This is a genomic window from Streptomyces sp. NPDC001027, assembly GCF_040299045.1.
Taxonomy (GTDB): Bacteria; Actinomycetota; Actinomycetes; order Streptomycetales; family Streptomycetaceae; genus Streptomyces.
This window is the reverse complement of record NZ_JBEPBI010000001.1, coordinates 52,458-70,424: the sequence shown is the minus strand read 5'-3', so window position 1 is coordinate 70,424 and position 17,967 is coordinate 52,458. Positions and strand designations below refer to the sequence as shown.

15 protein-coding genes are annotated in these 17,967 nt (G+C 71.8%); 5 read left to right on the top strand and 10 right to left on the bottom strand.

The window, feature by feature from the left end; translation table 11 throughout:
* Window positions 1-5: 5 nt before the first annotated feature.
* From ABT300_RS00305 to ABT300_RS00260, 10 genes are read right to left on the bottom strand one after another with little or no spacing between them, the layout of a single operon-like run.
* On the bottom strand, window positions 6-1,541 hold the full coding sequence (locus ABT300_RS00305; protein ID WP_351669839.1) for an NADH-quinone oxidoreductase subunit N: 1,536 nt from the start codon (window positions 1,539-1,541) through the stop codon (window positions 6-8).
* Window positions 1,538-3,112, bottom strand: a complete 1,575-nt coding sequence (locus ABT300_RS00300) for a complex I subunit 4 family protein (protein ID WP_351669836.1) — start codon at window positions 3,110-3,112, stop codon at window positions 1,538-1,540. The genes ABT300_RS00305 and ABT300_RS00300 overlap by 4 nt, the downstream gene beginning before the upstream one ends.
* A 6-nt stretch (window positions 3,113-3,118) precedes the next feature.
* Window positions 3,119-5,113, bottom strand: a complete 1,995-nt coding sequence (locus ABT300_RS00295) for an NADH-quinone oxidoreductase subunit 5 family protein (RefSeq protein WP_351669833.1) — start codon at window positions 5,111-5,113, stop codon at window positions 3,119-3,121.
* Entirely contained in the window at window positions 5,110-5,511 is a 402-nt protein-coding gene (nuoK, locus tag ABT300_RS00290) for an NADH-quinone oxidoreductase subunit NuoK (protein WP_351669830.1), read from the bottom strand. The genes ABT300_RS00295 and nuoK overlap by 4 nt, the downstream gene beginning before the upstream one ends.
* A complete protein-coding gene (locus ABT300_RS00285) occupies window positions 5,511-6,188 on the bottom strand; it encodes an NADH-quinone oxidoreductase subunit J family protein (RefSeq protein WP_351669827.1) in 678 nt (225 codons plus the stop codon). Before ABT300_RS00285 ends, nuoK begins: the two co-directional genes overlap by 1 nt.
* Window positions 6,185-6,853 carry a NuoI/complex I 23 kDa subunit family protein gene (locus ABT300_RS00280; RefSeq protein WP_351669824.1) on the bottom strand — a complete coding sequence of 223 codons (669 nt, stop codon included), beginning with the start codon at window positions 6,851-6,853 and terminating at the stop codon, window positions 6,185-6,187. Before ABT300_RS00280 ends, ABT300_RS00285 begins: the two co-directional genes overlap by 4 nt.
* A gap of 2 nt (window positions 6,854-6,855) precedes the next feature.
* A complete protein-coding gene (locus tag ABT300_RS00275) occupies window positions 6,856-7,824 on the bottom strand; it encodes a complex I subunit 1/NuoH family protein (protein ID WP_351669821.1) in 969 nt (322 codons plus the stop codon).
* Window positions 7,821-9,548 (bottom strand): NADH-quinone oxidoreductase subunit C, encoded by a 1,728-nt coding sequence (locus ABT300_RS00270; RefSeq protein ID WP_351669818.1) that lies wholly within the window; start codon window positions 9,546-9,548, stop codon window positions 7,821-7,823. Before ABT300_RS00270 ends, ABT300_RS00275 begins: the two co-directional genes overlap by 4 nt.
* Complete coding sequence (locus ABT300_RS00265) at window positions 9,545-10,213, bottom strand: NADH-quinone oxidoreductase subunit B (RefSeq protein ID WP_351669815.1); 669 nt, start codon at window positions 10,211-10,213, stop codon at window positions 9,545-9,547. Before ABT300_RS00265 ends, ABT300_RS00270 begins: the two co-directional genes overlap by 4 nt.
* Window positions 10,204-10,611, bottom strand: coding sequence for an NADH-quinone oxidoreductase subunit A (locus tag ABT300_RS00260; protein WP_057584717.1), 408 nt, complete (start codon window positions 10,609-10,611; stop codon window positions 10,204-10,206). The genes ABT300_RS00265 and ABT300_RS00260 overlap by 10 nt, the downstream gene beginning before the upstream one ends.
* Window positions 10,612-10,811: 200 nt before the next feature.
* Between ABT300_RS00260 and ABT300_RS00255 the strand changes: the two genes are divergently transcribed.
* The 5 genes from ABT300_RS00255 to ABT300_RS00235 all read left to right on the top strand — a co-directional run bounded on the left by ABT300_RS00255 (window position 10,812) and on the right by ABT300_RS00235 (window position 17,942).
* Window positions 10,812-12,035, top strand: a complete 1,224-nt coding sequence (locus ABT300_RS00255) for a sensor histidine kinase (RefSeq protein ID WP_351669811.1) — start codon at window positions 10,812-10,814, stop codon at window positions 12,033-12,035.
* 148 nt (window positions 12,036-12,183) lie between these two features.
* Entirely contained in the window at window positions 12,184-13,623 is a 1,440-nt protein-coding gene (locus ABT300_RS00250; RefSeq protein WP_351669808.1) for a sensor histidine kinase, read from the top strand.
* Window positions 13,624-13,981: 358 nt separating this feature from the next.
* A complete protein-coding gene (locus ABT300_RS00245; RefSeq protein ID WP_502977853.1) occupies window positions 13,982-14,641 on the top strand; it encodes a LuxR C-terminal-related transcriptional regulator in 660 nt (219 codons plus the stop codon).
* A gap of 282 nt (window positions 14,642-14,923) precedes the next feature.
* The gene (locus ABT300_RS00240) at window positions 14,924-16,867 is read left to right on the top strand and encodes a 2-oxoacid:acceptor oxidoreductase subunit alpha (protein WP_351669802.1); all 1,944 of its coding nucleotides are present in this window, start codon (window positions 14,924-14,926) and stop codon (window positions 16,865-16,867) included.
* The gene (locus tag ABT300_RS00235; RefSeq protein ID WP_351669799.1) at window positions 16,860-17,942 is read left to right on the top strand and encodes a 2-oxoacid:ferredoxin oxidoreductase subunit beta; all 1,083 of its coding nucleotides are present in this window, start codon (window positions 16,860-16,862) and stop codon (window positions 17,940-17,942) included. Before ABT300_RS00240 ends, ABT300_RS00235 begins: the two co-directional genes overlap by 8 nt.
* Window positions 17,943-17,967 lie beyond the last annotated feature (25 nt).

Sequence of the window (17,967 nt, the reverse complement as noted above, 5' to 3'; positions counted from 1 at the left end):
TGGGATCAGAAGAGACCGGTGTCGGCGAAGCGCAGGATCAGCTGCGGCGCTCCGGAGAGGGCGACGCCGACGGCCGCGGTGAGGGCGATCGCCGCCGTGAGGGGGGCGGGGACGGGATGCTTCTCGGTTTCGCCCTCACGCGCGCGGAAGAGCAGCGCCGTCCACTGCAGGTAGTAGTACAGGGCGACGACCACGTTGACGGCCATGACGACGGCGAGCCAGCCGAGTCCGGCGTCGACGGCCGCCGAGAAGACGGTGACCTTCGCGAAGAGGCCGATGACGCCCGGCGGCAGTCCGGCGAGGCAGAGCAGGAAGAAGGCCAGCAGGAGGGCGGCGAGAGGGTTCCTGGCGTAGAGGCCGCGGTAGTCGGTGAGCCGGTTCGCCGTGCTGGTCCGCCCCACGAGGGCCGCGACGGCGAAGGCGCCGAGGTTCACCGCGGCGTACATGAGGGCGTACGCGACGGTGGAGCCGACGGCGTGCTCGGCGTCGTCGGTGTACGCGGCGGCTGCGATCGGCACGAGGAGGTAGCCGGCCTGGCCGACGGAGGACCAGGCGAGGAGGCGTACGGCGCTGTACGCGCGCGTGGCCTGCTGGCGGAGCGCCCCGACGTTGCCGACGGTCATGGTGAGGGCGGCCAGCGCGGCCAGGGCGGGGCCCCAGACGTCCGCGTACGACGGGAAGCCGACGACGGTGACGAGGATGAGGCCGGAGAAGCCGACGGCCTTGCCGACGACCGACAGGTAGGCGGCGATGGGCAGGGGGGCGCCGACGTAGGTGTCGGGAACCCAGAAGTGGAAGGGGACGGCGGCCGTCTTGAAGGCGAAGCCGACGAGGGTGAGCACCACGCCCGTCTGGGCCAGGGTGTGCAGCTGGCCGTCGACGCGCTGGATGCGGTCGGCGACCTGGGTGAGGTAGAGGGTGCCGGTCGTCGCGTACACGAAGCTGATGCCCAGGAGGCTGACCGCGGTGGCCGTCACGGACGACAGGAAGAACTTGAGGGCGGCCTCGGAGGACCTGCGGTCGCCGTGCCGGATGCCGACGAGGGCGAAGGCCGGCAGGGAGGCGACCTCCAGGGCGACGATCAGGGTGGCGAGGTCGCGGGAGGCGGGGAGCAGGGCGGCGCCGGCCGCGGAGGACAGCAGCAGGAACCAGTACTCGCCCTCGGGGAGGCGCCCGCGCGCGTCCTTGAGCGCGGTGACCGACAGCAGGGCTGCCAGCAGGGCTCCTCCGAGCACCAGGAACTGGACGACCAGGGTGAAGTGGTCTGCAACGTAGCTGCACGCGCGCGTGTCGCCGGTCAGGCAGAAGGTGGCGCGGTCGCCGTCCAGGAGGGGCAGCAGAAGGGCCGTGGAGGCGGCGAGGCCGGCGACCGAGAACCAGCCCAGCAGCGGCTTGCGCGCCTCGCCGACGAAGAGGTCGGCGACGAGGACGGCCAGGGCGACGATCGCCGCGAGGGTGGGCGGGGCGATGGCCGGCCAGTCGACGGACTGGACCACGGACTCGGCCAGGACCTGGGCCGGGGGGTGGGCCACGGAGCTCATCGGGTGCCTCCTGCGAGGAGCTGCTGCACGGCCGGGTCGGTGAGGCCGAGGAGGGTCCTCGGCCACAGGCCGGCGACGACGGTGAGGGCGACGAGCGGGGTCCAGGCCACGAACTCGTAGGTCTGCACGTCGGCGAGGCGCGGGGCGTCCTGCCGGACCGTGCCCATGCAGACCCGTCGGACCACGACGAGCAGGTAGGCGGCCGTCAGCAGGGTGCCGAACGCGCCGATCGCGGTGAACGCGAGGAAGGCGGGGCGGCTGAGGCCTTCGGCCGGGTCGAACGCGCCGAACAGGGCGAGCATCTCGCCCCAGAATCCGGCGAGGCCCGGAAGGCCGAGCGAGGCGACCGCGGCGAAGGCGAGGAGACCGCCGAGGCGGGGCGTCCTGCCGTACAGGGCGGCGCCCGTCTGCTCGGCGAGGGTGTCCAGGTCTGTCGTGCCCGTGCGGTCCTTCAGGGCTCCGACCAGGAAGAAGAGGAGGCCGGTGATGAGGCCGTGGGCGATGTTGGCGAACAGGGCGCCGTTCACGCCGGTCGGCGTCATGGTCGCGATGCCGAGGAGGACGAAGCCCATGTGGCCGACGGAGGAGTAGGCGATGAGGCGCTTGAGGTCGCCCTTCGCTCCCTGCTTGGCGAGGGCCAGGCAGGCCAGGGACCCGTAGATGATCCCGACGACGGCGAAGGCGGCGAGGTAGGGCGCGAAGACGCGGAAGCCGTCCGGTGCGACCGGCAGCAGGATCCGGACGAACCCGTACGTGCCCATCTTCAGCATCACGCCCGCCAGCAGGACCGAGCCGACGGTCGGGGCGGCGGTGTGCGCGTCGGGCAGCCAGCTGTGCAGGGGCCACATCGGGGTCTTGACCGCGAGCCCGAGGCCGATCGATAGAACGGCCACGACCTGCACGGACGTGGTCAGCGACCGGCCGTTGTCAGTGGCGAGTGCCACCATGTCGAAGGTGCCCGCCTTGATTCCGATCAGGAGCAGGCCGAGCAGCATGACCACGGATCCGAGCAGGGTGAAGAGGATGAACCTCCAGGCCGCCCGGGTGCGGCCGGCGCCGCCCCAGCGGGCGATGAGGAAGTACATCGGGATGAGCACGGTCTCGAAGGCGAGGAAGAACAGCAGCAGGTCGAGGACGGCGAAGGTGGCGAGGGTGCCGGACTCGAGCACGAGCACCAGGGCGACGAACGCCTTGGGCGAGGGGCCCGCGGGCAGCTTGAAGTAGGAGTAGAGCGCGCAGAGGAAGGTCAGCAGCGCGGTCAGGACCAGCAGGGGGAGCGAGATGCCGTCGATGCCGAGGTGGATGCGCACGTCGAGTGCGGGGATCCAGCTGATGTCCGTGGTGGCCTGCATCTTCGACGGCTGGTCGTGGTCGAAGCCGACCGCCAGGGCGATCGCGGCGACGAGGATCACGCCGGTCACGGTCACTCCGTGCCGGAGGACGGCCTGCTCGGGCGACTTCCCCTTCAGCCCGGGCGGGGCGGGCAGCAGTGCGGCGGCGGCGCCGAGGAGCGGACCGACCACGATGAACGCCAGGAGAACCTGCATCACGGACTCACTGATAGGGATCACGCCTGCTCACGCTCCCGAGGCGACGAGAAGGGCGGCGACCGCCAGGACGACGGCGCCGGCGAGCAGCGCGCTCACATAGGTCTGGACGTTGCCGGTCTGGGCGCGCCGCACGGCGAATCCCAGCCAGCGGGGCAGTGCGCCCGCGCCGCGGACGTACGTCTCGACGACCTCGCGGTCGAGGAACCGGACGAGCCCGGCGGCGGCCTGCACGGGGCGCACGAACAGCACGTCGTACACGGCGTCCAGGTGGAAGCCGACGGCCGCGTGGCGGTGCAGCGGGCCGAGCAGAAGCCGTCCGGGATCCGCCGGGTCGGGGGCGGAGGCCACGTCGCCGTAGGCGGGGGCGTGCGTCGCGATGGCTTCGGCCTCGACCTGCGCCGCGTCGGCCTCCGAGTGCGCGGCCACCGCGCCCAGGGGGGTGCGGGCGGCGAGTCCGGCGAGGCGCCGCCAGGCGGCGAACGTGACGAGTCCGCCTGCCAGAGCCAGGCCGGTGCCCACGACGGAGGTGGTGAGCGTCGGGGTCAGGTCGTCGCCGTCGAACCAGTCGGGAAGCGTGCGGTAGGCGAGCGCGCCGAGGGCGAGGGAGGGCGCCGCGAGCACCCACAGCACCACCGTCATGGTCAGCGGCTGGCGACCGTGATCGGGTGCTTCGGCCCCGTCCCCGCGGAAGGTCAGCAGCCACAGACGGGTCGCGTAGGCGGCGGTGAGGAGGGCGGCGAACAGCCCGGCGACGAGGACGACCCAGCCGGCGGCGTCGGGGATGTGCGCGGTGTGGCCGCTGGACGCGTGCTCGGCCGCGCCGAGGACCGACTCCTTGGAGAAGAAGCCGCTGAACGGCGGGATCGCGGCGAGCGCGAGGAGCGCCACGGTCATCGTCCAGTAGGCGTCGGGGACACGGTCGCGCAGGTGGCTCATGCGGGACATGGCGGCCAGTGAGTTGGTGCCGGCGGCGTGGATCACCACGCCGGCCGCGAGGAAGAGCAGCGCCTTGAAGGCGCCGTGCGAGAGGAGGTGGAAGACGGCGGCGCTGCGGTCTCCGACGGCGAGGGCGCCGGTCATGTAGCCGAGCTGGCCGATCGTCGAGTAGGCGAGGACGCGCTTGATGTCGTCCTGGGCGAGCGCGGACAGACCGGAGCCGACCATCGTGACGCCGGCCATCACCGCGAGCACGACCATCGCGGCCGCGGAGGCCTCGAAGACCGGGAGGAGGCGGGCGACGAAGTAGACGCCGGCGGCGACCATCGTCGCGGCGTGGATCAGCGCGGAGACGGGGGTGGGGCCGGCCATGGCGTCCGGGAGCCAGGTGTGCAGGGGGAACTGCGCGGACTTTCCGGCCACGCCCGCGAGAAGCAGCAGGGCGACGACGGTCGGGTGGTCGAGGTCGCCGTGCGCGACGGCGCCGAGGACCTTAGTGATGCGGAAGGAGCCGGCGTCGGCGCCGAGGGCGAACAGGCCGATGAGGAAGGGGACGTCGCCGAGCTTGGTGACCAGGAAGGCCTTGAGCGAGGCGGTACGGGCCTCCGGGGTCTCCCAGTAGTGGCCCACCAGGAAGTAGGAGCAGATGCCCATGACCTCCCAGCCGACCAGCAGCACGATCAGGTCGCCGGAGTAGACGACCAGCAGCATGGCGGAGGTGAAGAGGGAGACCAGAGCGGCGTACGAGGCGTAGCGCGGGTCGTCGCGCAGGTAGCCGGTCGAGTAGATCTGCACGCAGCTCGCCACGAGAGCGACCAGGACGGCGACGAGGGCGGCGAACCCGTCGATGTGCAGGGCGAGTTCGATCGGGACGGAGCCGGTGGGGGTCAGTTCGGCGGCCGCGTCGACGGCTGCGTCCCCGCCCTGGCGCGCCGCGACGACCGCGGCCAGCACGAGCGCGGCGAGGGTCGGCAGGACGGCGAGCGGGCGGACGAAACCGGGCGCGGTCCGGCCCAGGAGCAGGCCGGCGGCTGCGCCCAGGAACGGAAGGAGGGGGACGAGGACGGCGAGGGTGGTCGTGGTCACGCGGTGGCCTCAGCCTTCTCGGCGGCCGCTCCGGTCGCGGGGGCGTCGTCGTCGAAGCCGTCGGAGGCGGACGTCTCGTGGCCCTCGGCGGTGTCGCGGAGCCGGTCGATGTCCGCGGTGCCGCGGTTGCGGTGCACGGCGAGGACGATCGCCAGGCCGATGCCGATCTCCGCGGCGGCGATGGCGATGGTGAACAGGGTGAGGGCCTGACCGGAGTGCAGGGTCTCCTCGGCGGTCCTGCTGAGCCAGACGTCGAACGCGACCAGGTTGAGGTTGACGGCGTTGAGCATCAGCTCGACCGACATCAGGACCAGGATCGCGTTGCGGCGGGCGAGGACGCCGTACAGGCCGGTGCAGAAGAGGAGGGCGGAGAGGACGGCGGGATAGGCGAGGTGCATCAGCGGGCGCCTTCCTGCTCGGCCGGGTTCTGCCGGGCGTCCGGGACGGTGGGTGAGCTTTCGGAATTTCCGGAACTGTCCGTGACGGGTCGGGAACCATCGGTGACGGTCCGGGCGTTCACAGGGGGCGGGCCCGATTCGGCCTTCGCCTTGCGGGACAGGACGATCGCGCCGACCAGCGCCGCGAGAAGGAGGACGGAGAGGGCCTCGAAGGGAAGGACCCAGTTCTGGAAGAGGCTCGCGCCGGTGACCTCGGTCGAGCCGGCGGCCGGGCCGTCCAGCTCGATCCAGGTGCTGCGGAAGGCGTCGACGACCACCCAGACCAGGGCGGCGGCCGCGGCGACGGCGACCGTGAGCGCGGCCCAGCGATTGCCGGAGTCCGCATCCGGCGAGCGGCCGATGGGGGCCTTGGTGAGCATCAGACCGAAGAGGAGGAGCACCACGACGGAACCGACGTAGATGAGGACCTGCACCCAGGCGATGAACTCCGCGGTGAGCAGCAGGTATTCGACGGCGAGGCCGCCGAGGGCGACCACGAGCCACAGGGCCGCGTGCACCAGCTGCCTCGTGGTGACGGTGACGAGGGCGGCGCCGAAGGTGACCAGTCCGACGAGGAGGAAGGCGATCTCGACGCCGGTCGGGGAGAGGAAGCCCTGCGGGGCCTCGGCGAGGGTCACGCGTCTCCTCCCTCGGGTTCGGTTTCTTTGGAGCCGGGTTGAGTGGACCCGGGATCGGTGGACTCAGGCTCGGTGGACTCGGCTCGGGCGGCCGCCGCCAGCTTCTCTGCCGTCTTGCGGGCGGCCGCGAGCTCCTTCGGCTCCTCGGCAGCCGGGTCGAGGGCGGGCGGGGCCGGCACGGTCCACATCCACTCGCGGAGCTTGTCTCGCTCGTGGGTGAGCTCGTGGATGTCGGTCTCCGCGTACTCGAACTCCGGGGACCAGAACAGCGCGTCGAAAGGACAGACCTCGATGCAGATACCGCAGTACATGCAGAGCGAGAAGTCGATGGCGAAGCGGTCGAGCACATTGCGGCTGCGCTCGCGTCCGCCTGGAGCGGCGGGCGGCACCGTCTCCTTGTGGGAGTCGATGTAGATGCACCAGTCGGGGCACTCACGGGCGCACAGCATGCAGACCGTGCAGTTCTCCTCGAACAGTCCGATGACCCCGCGGGTGCGGGGCGGGAGTTCGGGCTGGGCGTCCGGGTACTGCTGGGTGACCGTCTTCCTCGTCATCGTGCGGAGGGTGACGGCCAGGCCCTTGGCGAGGCCGCTGCCGGGGATCGGCAGACGGGGCCGCCCGGAGGGCGCCGCCGGGGTGTGCTGGTCGGGTGACGGGCGGGACATGGCTACTGGATCACCACCTTGACGATGCCGGTGAGGGCGATCTGGGCGAGGGAGAGGGGGACGAGGAGAGTCCAGGAGAACTTCTGCAGCTGGTCCTCGCGCAGGCGGGGGTAGGTGACGCGCAGCCAGATGACGACGAAGGCGAGGACGGCCGTCTTGAGGAGGGTCCAGACCCAGCCGAGGCCTTCGCTTCCCCAGGGGCCGTGCCAGCCGCCCAGGAAGAGCACGGTGGTCAGCCCGCACAGGACGACGATCCCGGCGTACTCGGCGAGGAGGAAGAGAGCGAAGCGCAGGCCGGTGTACTCGGTGTACGCACCGAAGATGATCTCCGAGTCGGCGACCGGCATGTCGAAGGGAGGACGCTGGAGTTCGGCCAGACCGGCGATGAAGAAGACGATCGCTCCGGTGATCTGCCAGGGCAGCCACCACCACTCGAACGCGTCGACGATGCCGAGCAGCGAGACCGTCCCGGCCGCCATCGCCACCGAGGCAGCGGTGAGCAGCATCGGCAGTTCGTAGGCGAGGAGCTGAGCGGCGGTGCGCAGGCCGCCGAGAAGGGAGAACTTGTTGGCGCTGGCCCAGCCGGCCATGAGGGAGCCGAGCACGCCGACGCCCATCACGGCGAGGACGAAGAAGATCCCCGCGTCCAAAACCTGGCCCACGGCCCCCTCGCCCGGCCCGATGGGGATGGCGAGGAGGACGAGGAGATACGGCAGGAGGGCCACGGCCGGCGCGAGCTGGAAGATGCGGCGGTCCGCGCCCGCGGGGACGATGTCCTCCTTCTGCGCGAACTTCACGCCGTCTGCGACGAGCTGGGCCCAGCCGTGGAAGCCGCCCGCGTACATCGGGCCCAGGCGGCCCTGCATATGGGCCATCACCTTGTGCTCGGTCTGACCGACGATCAAGGGGAAAGTGAGGAAGACGACGAAGACGACGAAGAGTCGCAGGGCGACGTCGAGAGCGTCGTTCACTGCGGGCCTCCTGCGGGGTCGTCATCGGGGGCGGGGCGCTCGGCGTTGGGACGCGCCGGGTTGGGGCGCTCCGGGTTCGGACGCTCGGAGGCCGGACGCTCGGAGGTAGGGCGCTCCGGGCCGGACGCACGGTCGCTCGGCTTCGGGCCCGCGTCAGGGTCGGGTGCAGGGCTGACGTCGGCGTTCGGTCCTCGGCCCGCGTCAGAGTCCGGTGCAGGGCTCGCGTCGGGCTCAGGGCTCGGGTCCGAAGGCGACTCGGACTCCGGCTCGGGCTGGGGCTCGCGCTCTCGTTCCGGACGCGCCTCTGTCGCAGGGCTCGGCGCGGCCTCCGCCCGAGGCGTGCTGCCCGCCGTGCGTCGAGGCTCCGCCGAGGGCTGGGGCTCCGCCGTCGGCTCCGACTCCGCCGAGGGCTGGGGCTCCGCCGTCGGCTCCGACTCCGTCCTCGGCCGGTTCTCCGCCTGCGGCTTCGACTCGGAGGTCGGCTCCGCGTCCGCAGTCCGGGTGGGCCCGGCGGTCGACTTCGGGGTCGGCTCGGCGTCCGCCGTCCCGCTCGGCTCGGCGGGGGTCGGCTCGGCGTCCGCCGTCCCGCTCGGCTCGGCGGGGGTCGGCTCGGCGTCCGCCGTCCCGCTCGGCTCGGCGGCGGTCGGCTCCGCGTGAGCCGTCCCGCTCGGCTCGGCGGCGGTCGGCTCGGCGTCCGCCGTCCCGGTCGGCTCGGGTGAGGGGGCTTGGGCCGGTGTCGGCTTCGGGGCTTCGCTCGTCTGCGGGTCGTCGAAGGCGGGGCGGGCGTGGTGCCAGGGGGCGTCGGAAGAGCGAGGGATCGTGGAGGGGCGGGCCGGGGGGTCGGAAGGCGTCGCCGGGGGCTGGGGGCGCTGGGAGGCGGAGCCCTGGGAGGCGCTGCGGGCGCGGCGCGGTCCCGCCGGGGTCCCCGGGGTCGGCGCGGCGGCGGGGGGTGCTGTCGCGGGCGGGGCGGGAGCCGTGCCGGGGTCGCCTGCGGCGTCGGGCGCTGTCGTCGGCAGCGCGGGCGCGGGGGGCGGTGTCGCCGTCGGGGCCGTCTGGCTGGCTGAGCCCTGCGATGCCGTGCGGGCGCGCCGGACGGGGCGGTCGCCCGCAGCACGTGCGGCCGGGGTTCGGGCGGGGCGGGCCGGGGCCGGGGGGAGCTGACCCTTCAGGGGTCCCCACTCGTTGGGGTCGGGGACGCCCGGGGGGAGCATCTGCCGGCGCTTGGGGCCGCCGTGCTCGGACTCGCCGGGCTCCTTCGCGCCGGGCCAGGCCTTGGCGACGCGGGCCGCCAGGACGAAGTCCTTGCGCAGGGGGTGGCCTTCGAAGGTCTCGGGAAGGAGGAGGTGGTCGAGTGCGGGGTGGCCCTCGAAGGCGACGCCGAACATTTCGTGCGTCTCGCGTTCGTGCCAGGCGGCCCCCGCGTAGACGTCCACGGCGGAGGCGAGGGTCGGGGCGTCGTGCGGGATCGTCGTGCGCACCAGCAGACGGCGCACCGGGGACAGTGCCACGACGTGCGCGGAGACGCGGAAGCCGGAGCCCGGTTCGTCGACGGCGCTCAGCCAGTCGAAGTAGGTGCAGGACAGCCGGTCGCGGGCCACGCGCAGGGCGGCGGTCCAGGAGGCGGGCGGGACGTCCACGGTCAGGACGTCGTAGGACTCCTCGGCTGTGGAGTCCGGGCCGAAGAGGTCCTCGGCGGAGGCGGGGAGCCACCCGGTCGTGGTCATCGGTCCTCCTCGGCGGTCTCCGTCGGCGCCGCCGGGGGGCGTACCAGGCCGCTCTGCAGGGCCGCGGTCGAGGGGCGCGAGGGGGCCGGGCGGGCAGGGGTCGCGGCGTAGCGCTCGTCGAGGGACTCGCGCGCGATCTTCTCCTGGAGCTTGAGGATGCCCTGGAGCAGGGCTTCCGGGCGCGGCGGGCAGCCCGGCACGTAGACGTCCACCGGGATGATCTGGTCGACGCCCTTGGTCACCGAGTAGGAGTCCCAGTAGGGGCCTCCGCAGTTGCTGCACGCGCCGAAGGAGATGACGTACTTCGGCTCGGGCATCTGCTCGTAGAGGCGCTTCACGGCCGGGGCCATCTTGTCCGTGACCGTGCCGGAGACGATCATCAGGTCGGCCTGGCGCGGGCCCGGCGCGAAGGGGATGACGCCTAGGCGGATGAAGTCGTGGCGGGCCATAGAGGCGGCGATGAACTCGATCGCACAACAGGCGAGGCCGAAGTTGAAGACCCAGAGCGAGTAGCGGCGGCCCCAGTTGAGGATCACCTTCATCGGCTCGGGGGCGAGCCGGGCCAGCGTGCCGAGCCGCTTCGGCTCGGGCAGCAGGACGGGCTCGGCGGCCGCCTGTTCCGTCGTGGCCGGCCGGGGCGCGTTCGATTCCGGCGTCACGCCCATGTCAGGACGCCCTTCTTGTATGCGTACAGCAGGCCCACGGTGAGGAAGCCGAGGAAGACGAACATCTCGACGAGCGTGGTCGTGCCGTAGCCGGGGGCGGCGAAGACCGTCGCCCAGGGAAAGAGGAAGATCGAGTCGACCGCGAAGATCACGTAGAGGAAGGCGTAGACGTAGTAGCGGACCTGGGTGTGGGCCCAGCCCTCGCCGACGGGGTCGACTCCGCACTCGTACGTCAGAAGCTTCTCCGGGGTGGGGACCACCGGACGCAGCAGGCGTCCCGCGCCGAAGGCGACGGCGACGAACAGCACGCCGACGACGGCGAGCAGCCCGACGACGGAGTAGGACTGGAAGTAGTCGGCCGCATAGTCCGCCGCGACATCGACGGTCGGTTCCCGCACGTCCGTCCCCTCGCTCCCTGACCTCAGCCTCTTCGACGGCAGGCCGGTTCGACGATCTGTACGCACGGGAGTCTAGGCCCTGATAAAGAACCGGTAAGCAGCCCGTCACAGGTCGGGACGTGAGGCGGGGGTTTTCCCCCGGTAGCGGAAGGCAGCAGACCTCATGGCGCGGGGTCGGGCGGGGCGGCAGGCTGGCCCGTATGACCGCTTCCGCCAGCCGTTCCGCCGTTCCTCCGGGCTACTCCGGACCATCGGGCTCGGGGCACGACGACGACCGTCCGCCTCCGGCCCGTCTCGCGTTCGAGCCGCAGACGTGGCGGGAGATCGCGCATCTGCTGACCAATCTGCCGACGGCGTTGGTCGGGTTCACCTATGTGATGACGGTGATCGTCACCGGGGCGGCGATGACCGTCACGGTGGTGGGGTTCCCGTTGCTGGCGCTCGGGCTGGGCGGGGCACGGCTGATGGGCCGGTTCGAACGGGCGCGGGCGCGCAGGCTGCTCGGGGTGCGGATCGACGAGCCGAGCCCGCTGCCGCTGCGCAGAGCGGGCGGCCTTCTGCAGCGGATGTGGCTGGTGCTGAAGGACCCGGTGGCCTGGCGCACGGTGCTGTACGACCTGATCCGGCTGCCGTGGGGCGTGGTGACGTTCAGCGTGGTGGTGCCGTCGCTGTTCGTGCTGTGGCCAGTGCTGCCGTTCCTGGTGCGCGGCCTCACCAACGCGGACCGGGCGATGGTGCGGGGTCTGCTCTCCCCCTCCGACGAGCTGGAGAGGCGCATCGCGGAGCTGGAGTCCGACCGCGGGGTGGTGGTCGACACGGCGGCCGCCGACCTGCGGCGCATCGAACGCGATCTGCACGACGGGGCGCAGGCCCGGCTGGTGAACCTGGCGATGGGGCTGGGTCTGGCCAAGGAGAAGCTGCTGGAGGGGCAGGCCGACGACGTCGTGGCGGCGATGGTGGAGGAGGCGCACGGCGAGGTGAAGCTCGCGCTGCAGGAGCTGCGGGACCTGGCGCGCGGCATCCATCCGGCCGTCCTGACCGACCGGGGGCTGGACGCGGCGCTGTCCTCGGTGGCCTCGCGCTGCACGGTCCCGGTGAAGGTGACCGCCGACCTGACGAGCAGGCCGGCGCAGGCCATCGAGGGCATCGCCTACTTCACCGTCTCGGAGCTGCTGCAGAACGTCAGCAAGCACAGCGGGGCCCGGTCGGCCTCGGTCGACGTGTGGCGGTCGGACGACCGGCTGCTCATCCAGGTCTGGGACGACGGCCGGGGCGGCGCGCGGCTCGACGGCGGATCGGGGATGCGGGGGCTCGCGGAACGGCTGGACGCGGTCGACGGGCTCTTCGTCGTGGAGTCGCCGGACGGCGGTCCGACGACGGTGACCGCGGAGCTCCCCTGGCGGGACCGGGACGGGAAGCGGTGACGGGAAGCCGTGACGGCGCGGGGTAGGGAAAACCCCCCTTCCGAGAGGCCGACGGACTCCATGGTCCGCGCGGCGGCCGCCGGGGAGGCTGGGAGGCACGGATCGACAACCGGGCGATGAGCAGGGCCGAGCAGAACGGACGACGCCGATGGCCACGCAGTACGACCAGTACGGGCACTACGACCAGTACCGGCAGTACGACCACTACGACGGGTACGCAGGGCGCGACGGGCGTGGGCAGGACGGGCGCGGGCAGGGTCGCGCGGCCGAGGCCGGGCGCGGGGCCCGGGAGCGTCGGCATCCGCTTCCGGCGGGACTGCGTGAGCCGCTCACCGCGCGCCACTGGCGTGAGCTCCTGTACGTCCTGCTGAGCCTGCCGATCAGCATCGTGCTGTTCACCTTCGCGGTGACGATGCTCTCGGTCGGGGCGGGCCTGCTGGTGACGTTCCTCGGCATCCCGGTGCTGGCGGCGGGCCTCGCGGCGTGCCGGGGCTTCGCGGCGGTGGAGCGGGCTCGGGCGCGCGGGCTGCTCGCTCTGGACGTGGCCGAGCCCGAGCCGCTGCGGCCGCGCGGCACCGGCGCGATGGCGTGGACGGCGGCCGTCCTCAAGAGCGGCACGTCCTGGCGGAACGCGCTGTACGCGGTGCTGCACTTCCCGTGGGCGGTGTTCACCTTCGGCGTCGTCGTGACGGTGTGGTCGGTCGGCTGGTCGATGCTGACGTATCCGCTGTGGTTCTGGGTCTTCCCGATGTACGCCGGCCAGGACGGCATCCAGCTGTACGGCGGCGATCACCACGCCGTCTACCTCGACAACCCGTTCGAGATCGGCGTGACCGCACTGGTGGGTCTGCTGATCACGCTGGCCACGCCGTGGATCGTGCGGGCGCTGACGACGGTGGACGGACTGCTGGTGCAGGGGCTGCTCGGGCCGTCGTCGCTGGGGGCGCGGGTGGTGGAGCTGGAGTCCGACCGGGGGGTCGTGGTGGACACGGCGGCCGCCGACCTGCGGCGCATCGAACGTGATCTGCACGACGGGGCGCAGGCCCGGCTGGTGGCGCTGGCGATGGATCTCGGGATGGCGAAGGAGAAGCTGCGGGAGGACCCGCAGACGGCGGCACGGATGGTCGGTGAGGCGCACGGTGAGGTGAAGACGGCCCTGCAGGAGCTGCGGGACCTGGCGCGCGGCATCCACCCGGCCGTCCTGACCGACCGGGGGCTGGACGCGGCGCTGTCCTCGGTGGCCTCGCGCTGCACGGTCCCGGTGAACGTGGACGTGGACCTGACCGAGCGGCCGGCCCCGGCGATCGAGGGCATCGCCTACTTCACCGTCTCGGAGCTGCTGCAGAACGTCAGCAAGCACAGCGGGGCCCGGTCGGCCTCGGTCGACGTGTGGCGGTCGGAGAACCGGCTGATGCTGCAGGTGGCGGACGACGGGGTGGGTGGAGCGGACGCCTCCGGCGGGGGGTCGGGGCTGGCCGGGCTCGCCGGACGGCTGGACTCGGTGGACGGGATCCTCGTCGTGGACTCACCGGTGGGCGGCCCCACCCGGATCACCGCGGAACTGCCCTGGCGGGGCGGCCAGCTCTGAGACCACCGCCCGCTCCCCCGCCGCCCGGCTCCGGGCTGCCGGCCTCGCTCCTTCGCCCCTCCGGATCTCGCCCCCGGCCTCCCGCCGACGGGCTCGCGGTCCCAGCCTCCCGCCAACCGGCTCGCGGTCCCTCCCCTCCCGCCACCCGGCTCCCGGTCCCTCCCCCTCGCCCCGGCTCCCGGCCCCTGCCTCGCGTCGCCCCGATCGGCGGCCGAAAGGCAGTGGGTCGGGGCCGTTTTCACGTCGTCCTCCAGCCGGGCCCGACTCTCGCCCGGTAGAGACGAGCCTGTTGCTGAAATGCTTGACTGGTTCGACCGACGGGTGGACGGCTGGGGGGCCGAGGATCGTGGAGGACAGGGTGCGGGTGGTCATCGCCGAGGATTCGGTGCTGTTGCGGGAGGGGCTGACCCGGTTGCTCACCGACCGGGGGCATGACGTGGTCGCGGGGGTCGGCGACGCCGACGCCCTGGTCAAGACGATCACCGAGCTGAACGACGAGGGTGCGCTGCCCGACGTCGTCGTCGCCGACGTGCGGATGCCGCCGACCCACACCGACGAAGGCGTGCGGGCCGCCGTCCAACTGCGCAAGGCGCACCCCGGACTCGGCGTGCTGGTGCTGTCACAGTACGTGGAGGAGAGATACGCCACCGAACTGCTGGCCGGTTCCAGTCGCGGGGTCGGATATCTGCTCAAGGACCGCGTGGCCGAGGTGCGGGAGTTCGTGGACGCCGTGGTGCGGGTCGCCGAGGGCGGCACCGCACTGGACCCGGAGGTCGTGGCGCAGCTGCTCGGGCGGAGCAGGAAGCAGGACGTGCTGGCCGGGCTCACCCCGCGGGAGCGGGAGGTCCTCGGGCTGATGGCCGAGGGGCGGACGAACTCGGCGGTCGCCCGGCAGCTGGTGGTCAGCGACGGGGCCGTCGAGAAGCACGTCAGCAATATCTTTCTGAAGCTCGGCCTGTCTCCGAGTGACGGAGATCACCGCCGTGTACTAGCAGTTCTCACCTACCTGAATTCATAAACGGATGGCACTGTGCCGTGCGTCGGGTGAGGAAATCAGAGGGGGGAACTCGGAGGAAGCGGCGGAGAAACACCACAGAACCGCGGCGGGATTCCGGAGCGTCTGACGGAGCAGCGCCGGGGAGCGGGAAATCATGGTTAGCGGGGGTGCCGGGCCGTCTCGGGACAGTGACCGTCATGCGAATGGCCGAAGGAAGGCGACCCTTACCGACGTAGGGTTGATCCGTGGAGGGCCTTCGGGAAGGGCGCTCCGGGACAGCCGCCTCGAGGGAGGTCCAGTTCAGTGACCAGTCAGGTCAGCCCAGCAGAACAGGCCGACGGAACCGACGGAGCGGATGCGGCCGTCGTGGGAGAGCAGCGCAAGCCCGGCGGGACGAAGGACGTCCGCCGCCTCGACCGGGTGATCATCAGGTTCGCGGGAGACTCCGGCGACGGCATGCAGTTGACCGGTGATCGTTTCACTTCGGAGACGGCGTCGTTCGGCAACGACCTGTCCACACTGCCGAACTTCCCGGCCGAGATCCGCGCGCCCGCAGGAACGCTGCCCGGGGTGTCGTCCTTCCAGCTGCATTTCGCCGACCACGACATCCTCACTCCGGGCGACGCACCGAATGTGCTGGTCGCGATGAACCCGGCCGCGCTCAAGGCGAACATCGCCGATGTGCCGCGCGGGGCCCAGATCATCGTCAACACCGACGAGTTCACCAAACGCGCCATGCAGAAAGTCGGGTACGCGGCCTCGCCGCTGGAGGACGGCTCCCTCGACGGTTATCAGCTCCACCCGGTCCCGCTGACCACCCTGACCGTCGAGGCTCTCAAGGAATTCGACCTCACCCGTAAAGAGGCCGAGCGCAGCAAGAACATGTTCGCGCTCGGTCTCTTGTCGTGGATGTACCACCGGCCGACCGAGGGCACCGAGAAGTTCCTGAAGTCGAAGTTCGCGAAGAAGCCCGACATCGCGGCCGCCAACATCGCCGCGTTCCGGGCCGGCTGGAACTTCGGGGAGACGACCGAGGACTTCGCCGTCAGCTACGAGGTCGCCCCCGCCACGACCGCCTTCCCGGCCGGCGTCTACCGCAACATCTCCGGCAACCTGGCCCTGTCCTACGGCCTGATCGCCGCCTCCCGGCAGGCCGATCTGCCGCTGTTCCTGGGCTCGTATCCGATCACGCCGGCGTCGGACATCCTGCACGAGCTGTCGAAGCACAAGAACTTCGGCGTGCGCACCTTCCAGGCCGAGGACGAGATCGCCGGGATCGGCGCGGCGCTGGGCGCGGCCTTCGGCGGGTCGCTCGCCGTCACCACGACGTCCGGTCCGGGCGTGGCGCTCAAGTCGGAGACCATCGGTCTCGCCGTGTCGCTGGAGCTGCCGCTGCTCGTGATCGACATCCAGCGCGGCGGGCCGTCGACGGGACTGCCGACCAAGACCGAGCAGGCGGACCTGCTGCAGGCCATGTACGGGCGCAACGGCGAGGCCCCGGTGCCGATCGTGGCTCCGCGCACCCCGGCCGACTGCTTCGACGCCGCGCTGGACGCCGTCCGCATCGCCCTTGCCTACCGCACCCCCGTCTTCCTCCTCTCCGACGGCTATCTGGCCAACGGCTCCGAGCCGTGGCGCGTGCCGTCGCCCGACGAGCTGCCGGATCTGCGGGTGCAGTTCGCGCAGGGGCCCAACCACACCCTGGCGGACGGCACCGAGGTCTTCTGGCCCTTCAAGCGCGACCCGCACACCCTGGCCCGCCCCTGGGCGATCCCCGGCACGCCCGGCCTGGAGCACCGCATCGGCGGCATCGAGAAGCAGGACGGCACCGGCAACATCTCCTACGACCCGGCCAACCACGACTTCATGGTCCGCACCCGCCAGGCCAAGATCGACGGCATCGAGGTCCCGGACCTCGACGTCGACGACCCGCACTCCGCCCGGACCCTGGTACTGGGCTGGGGCTCCACCTACGGGCCGATCACCGCGGCGGTACGACGGCTGCGCGCCGCCGGGACGCCGATCGCGCAGGCCCATCTGCGCCATCTGAATCCCTTCCCGCGCAACCTCGCAGCGGTGCTGAAGGGGTACGACAAGGTCGTCGTCCCCGAGATGAACCTCGGCCAGCTGGCCTCCCTCATCCGCGCCCGCTACCTCGTCGACGCCCACTCCTACAACCAGGTCAACGGCATGCCGTTCAAAGCGGAGCAGCTCGCCGCGGCGCTCAAGGAGGCCATCGATGACTGAGACGTCGACGCACCGCCCGCACGGCACGACCGAGGCGCTCGCCCTCGTGCCCAAGGCCGAGGCCCGGCAGTCCATGAAGGACTTCAAGTCGGACCAGGAGGTGCGCTGGTGCCCGGGCTGCGGCGACTACGCGATCCTCGCCGCCGTGCAGGGCTTCATGCCCGAACTGGGCCTGGCCAAGGAGAACATCGTCTTCGTCTCCGGGATCGGCTGCTCCTCCCGCTTCCCGTACTACATGAACACCTACGGGATGCACTCCATCCACGGCCGCGCCCCCGCCATCGCGACCGGCCTGGCCTCCTCCCGCCGCGACCTGTCCGTCTGGGTCGTCACCGGCGACGGCGACGCCCTGTCCATCGGCGGCAACCACCTCATCCACGCCCTGCGCCGCAACGTCAACCTGAAGATCCTGCTCTTCAACAACCGGATCTACGGCCTCACCAAGGGCCAGTACTCCCCGACCTCCGAGCTCGGCAAGATCACCAAGTCCACCCCCATGGGCTCGCTGGACTCGCCCTTCAACCCGGTCTCCCTCGCCATCGGCGCGGAGGCCTCCTTCGTCGCCCGCACCGTCGACTCCGACCGCAAACACCTCACCGACGTGCTGCGCCAGGCGGCCGCCCACCCCGGCACCGCCCTCGTCGAGATCTACCAGAACTGCAACATCTTCAACGACGGCGCCTTCGAGGCCCTGAAGGACCGGGAGACCGCCGAGGAGGCGGTGATCCGGCTGGAGCACGGGCAGCCCATCCGGTTCGGGGCGGATCTGGCCAAGGGCGTCGTCCGCGACCGGGCGACCGGCGATCTGAAGGCGGTGGCGGTGACGCCGGAGAACGAGGCCGACGTCCTGGTCCACGACGCGCACGCCGCGTCCCCGACCACCGCCTTCGCCCTCTCCCGCCTCGCCGACCCCGACACCCTCCACCACACGCCCATCGGCGTGCTGCGCTCAGTGGAGCGTCCCGTCTACGACACGCTGATGGCGGACCAGCTCGACACCGCCGTCGAGCAGCACGGCAAGGGCGACCTCGGCGCGCTGCTCACCGGCAGCGACACCTGGACCGTCACCGGCTGAGGCGTCCGACGCGGGCGGACGCGGC

Bases quoted from the DNA above. Each gene is read 5' to 3' on its own strand.
- ABT300_RS00250 (WP_351669808.1), top strand. From the start codon at position 12,184: ATGGCCACGCAGTACGACCAGTACGGGCACTACGACCAGTACCGGCAG.
- ABT300_RS00270 (WP_351669818.1), bottom strand. From the start codon at position 9,548: ATGACCACGACCGGGTGGCTCCCCGCCTCCGCCGAGGACCTCTTCGGC.
- ABT300_RS00235 (WP_351669799.1), top strand. From the start codon at position 16,860: ATGACTGAGACGTCGACGCACCGCCCGCACGGCACGACCGAGGCGCTC.
- ABT300_RS00305 (WP_351669839.1), bottom strand. From the start codon at position 1,541: ATGAGCTCCGTGGCCCACCCCCCGGCCCAGGTCCTGGCCGAGTCCGTG.
- nuoK (WP_351669830.1), bottom strand. From the start codon at position 5,511: ATGCACCTCGCCTATCCCGCCGTCCTCTCCGCCCTCCTCTTCTGCACC.
- ABT300_RS00280 (WP_351669824.1), bottom strand. From the start codon at position 6,853: ATGTCCCGCCCGTCACCCGACCAGCACACCCCGGCGGCGCCCTCCGGG.
- ABT300_RS00265 (WP_351669815.1), bottom strand. From the start codon at position 10,213: ATGGGCGTGACGCCGGAATCGAACGCGCCCCGGCCGGCCACGACGGAA.
- ABT300_RS00255 (WP_351669811.1), top strand. From the start codon at position 10,812: ATGACCGCTTCCGCCAGCCGTTCCGCCGTTCCTCCGGGCTACTCCGGA.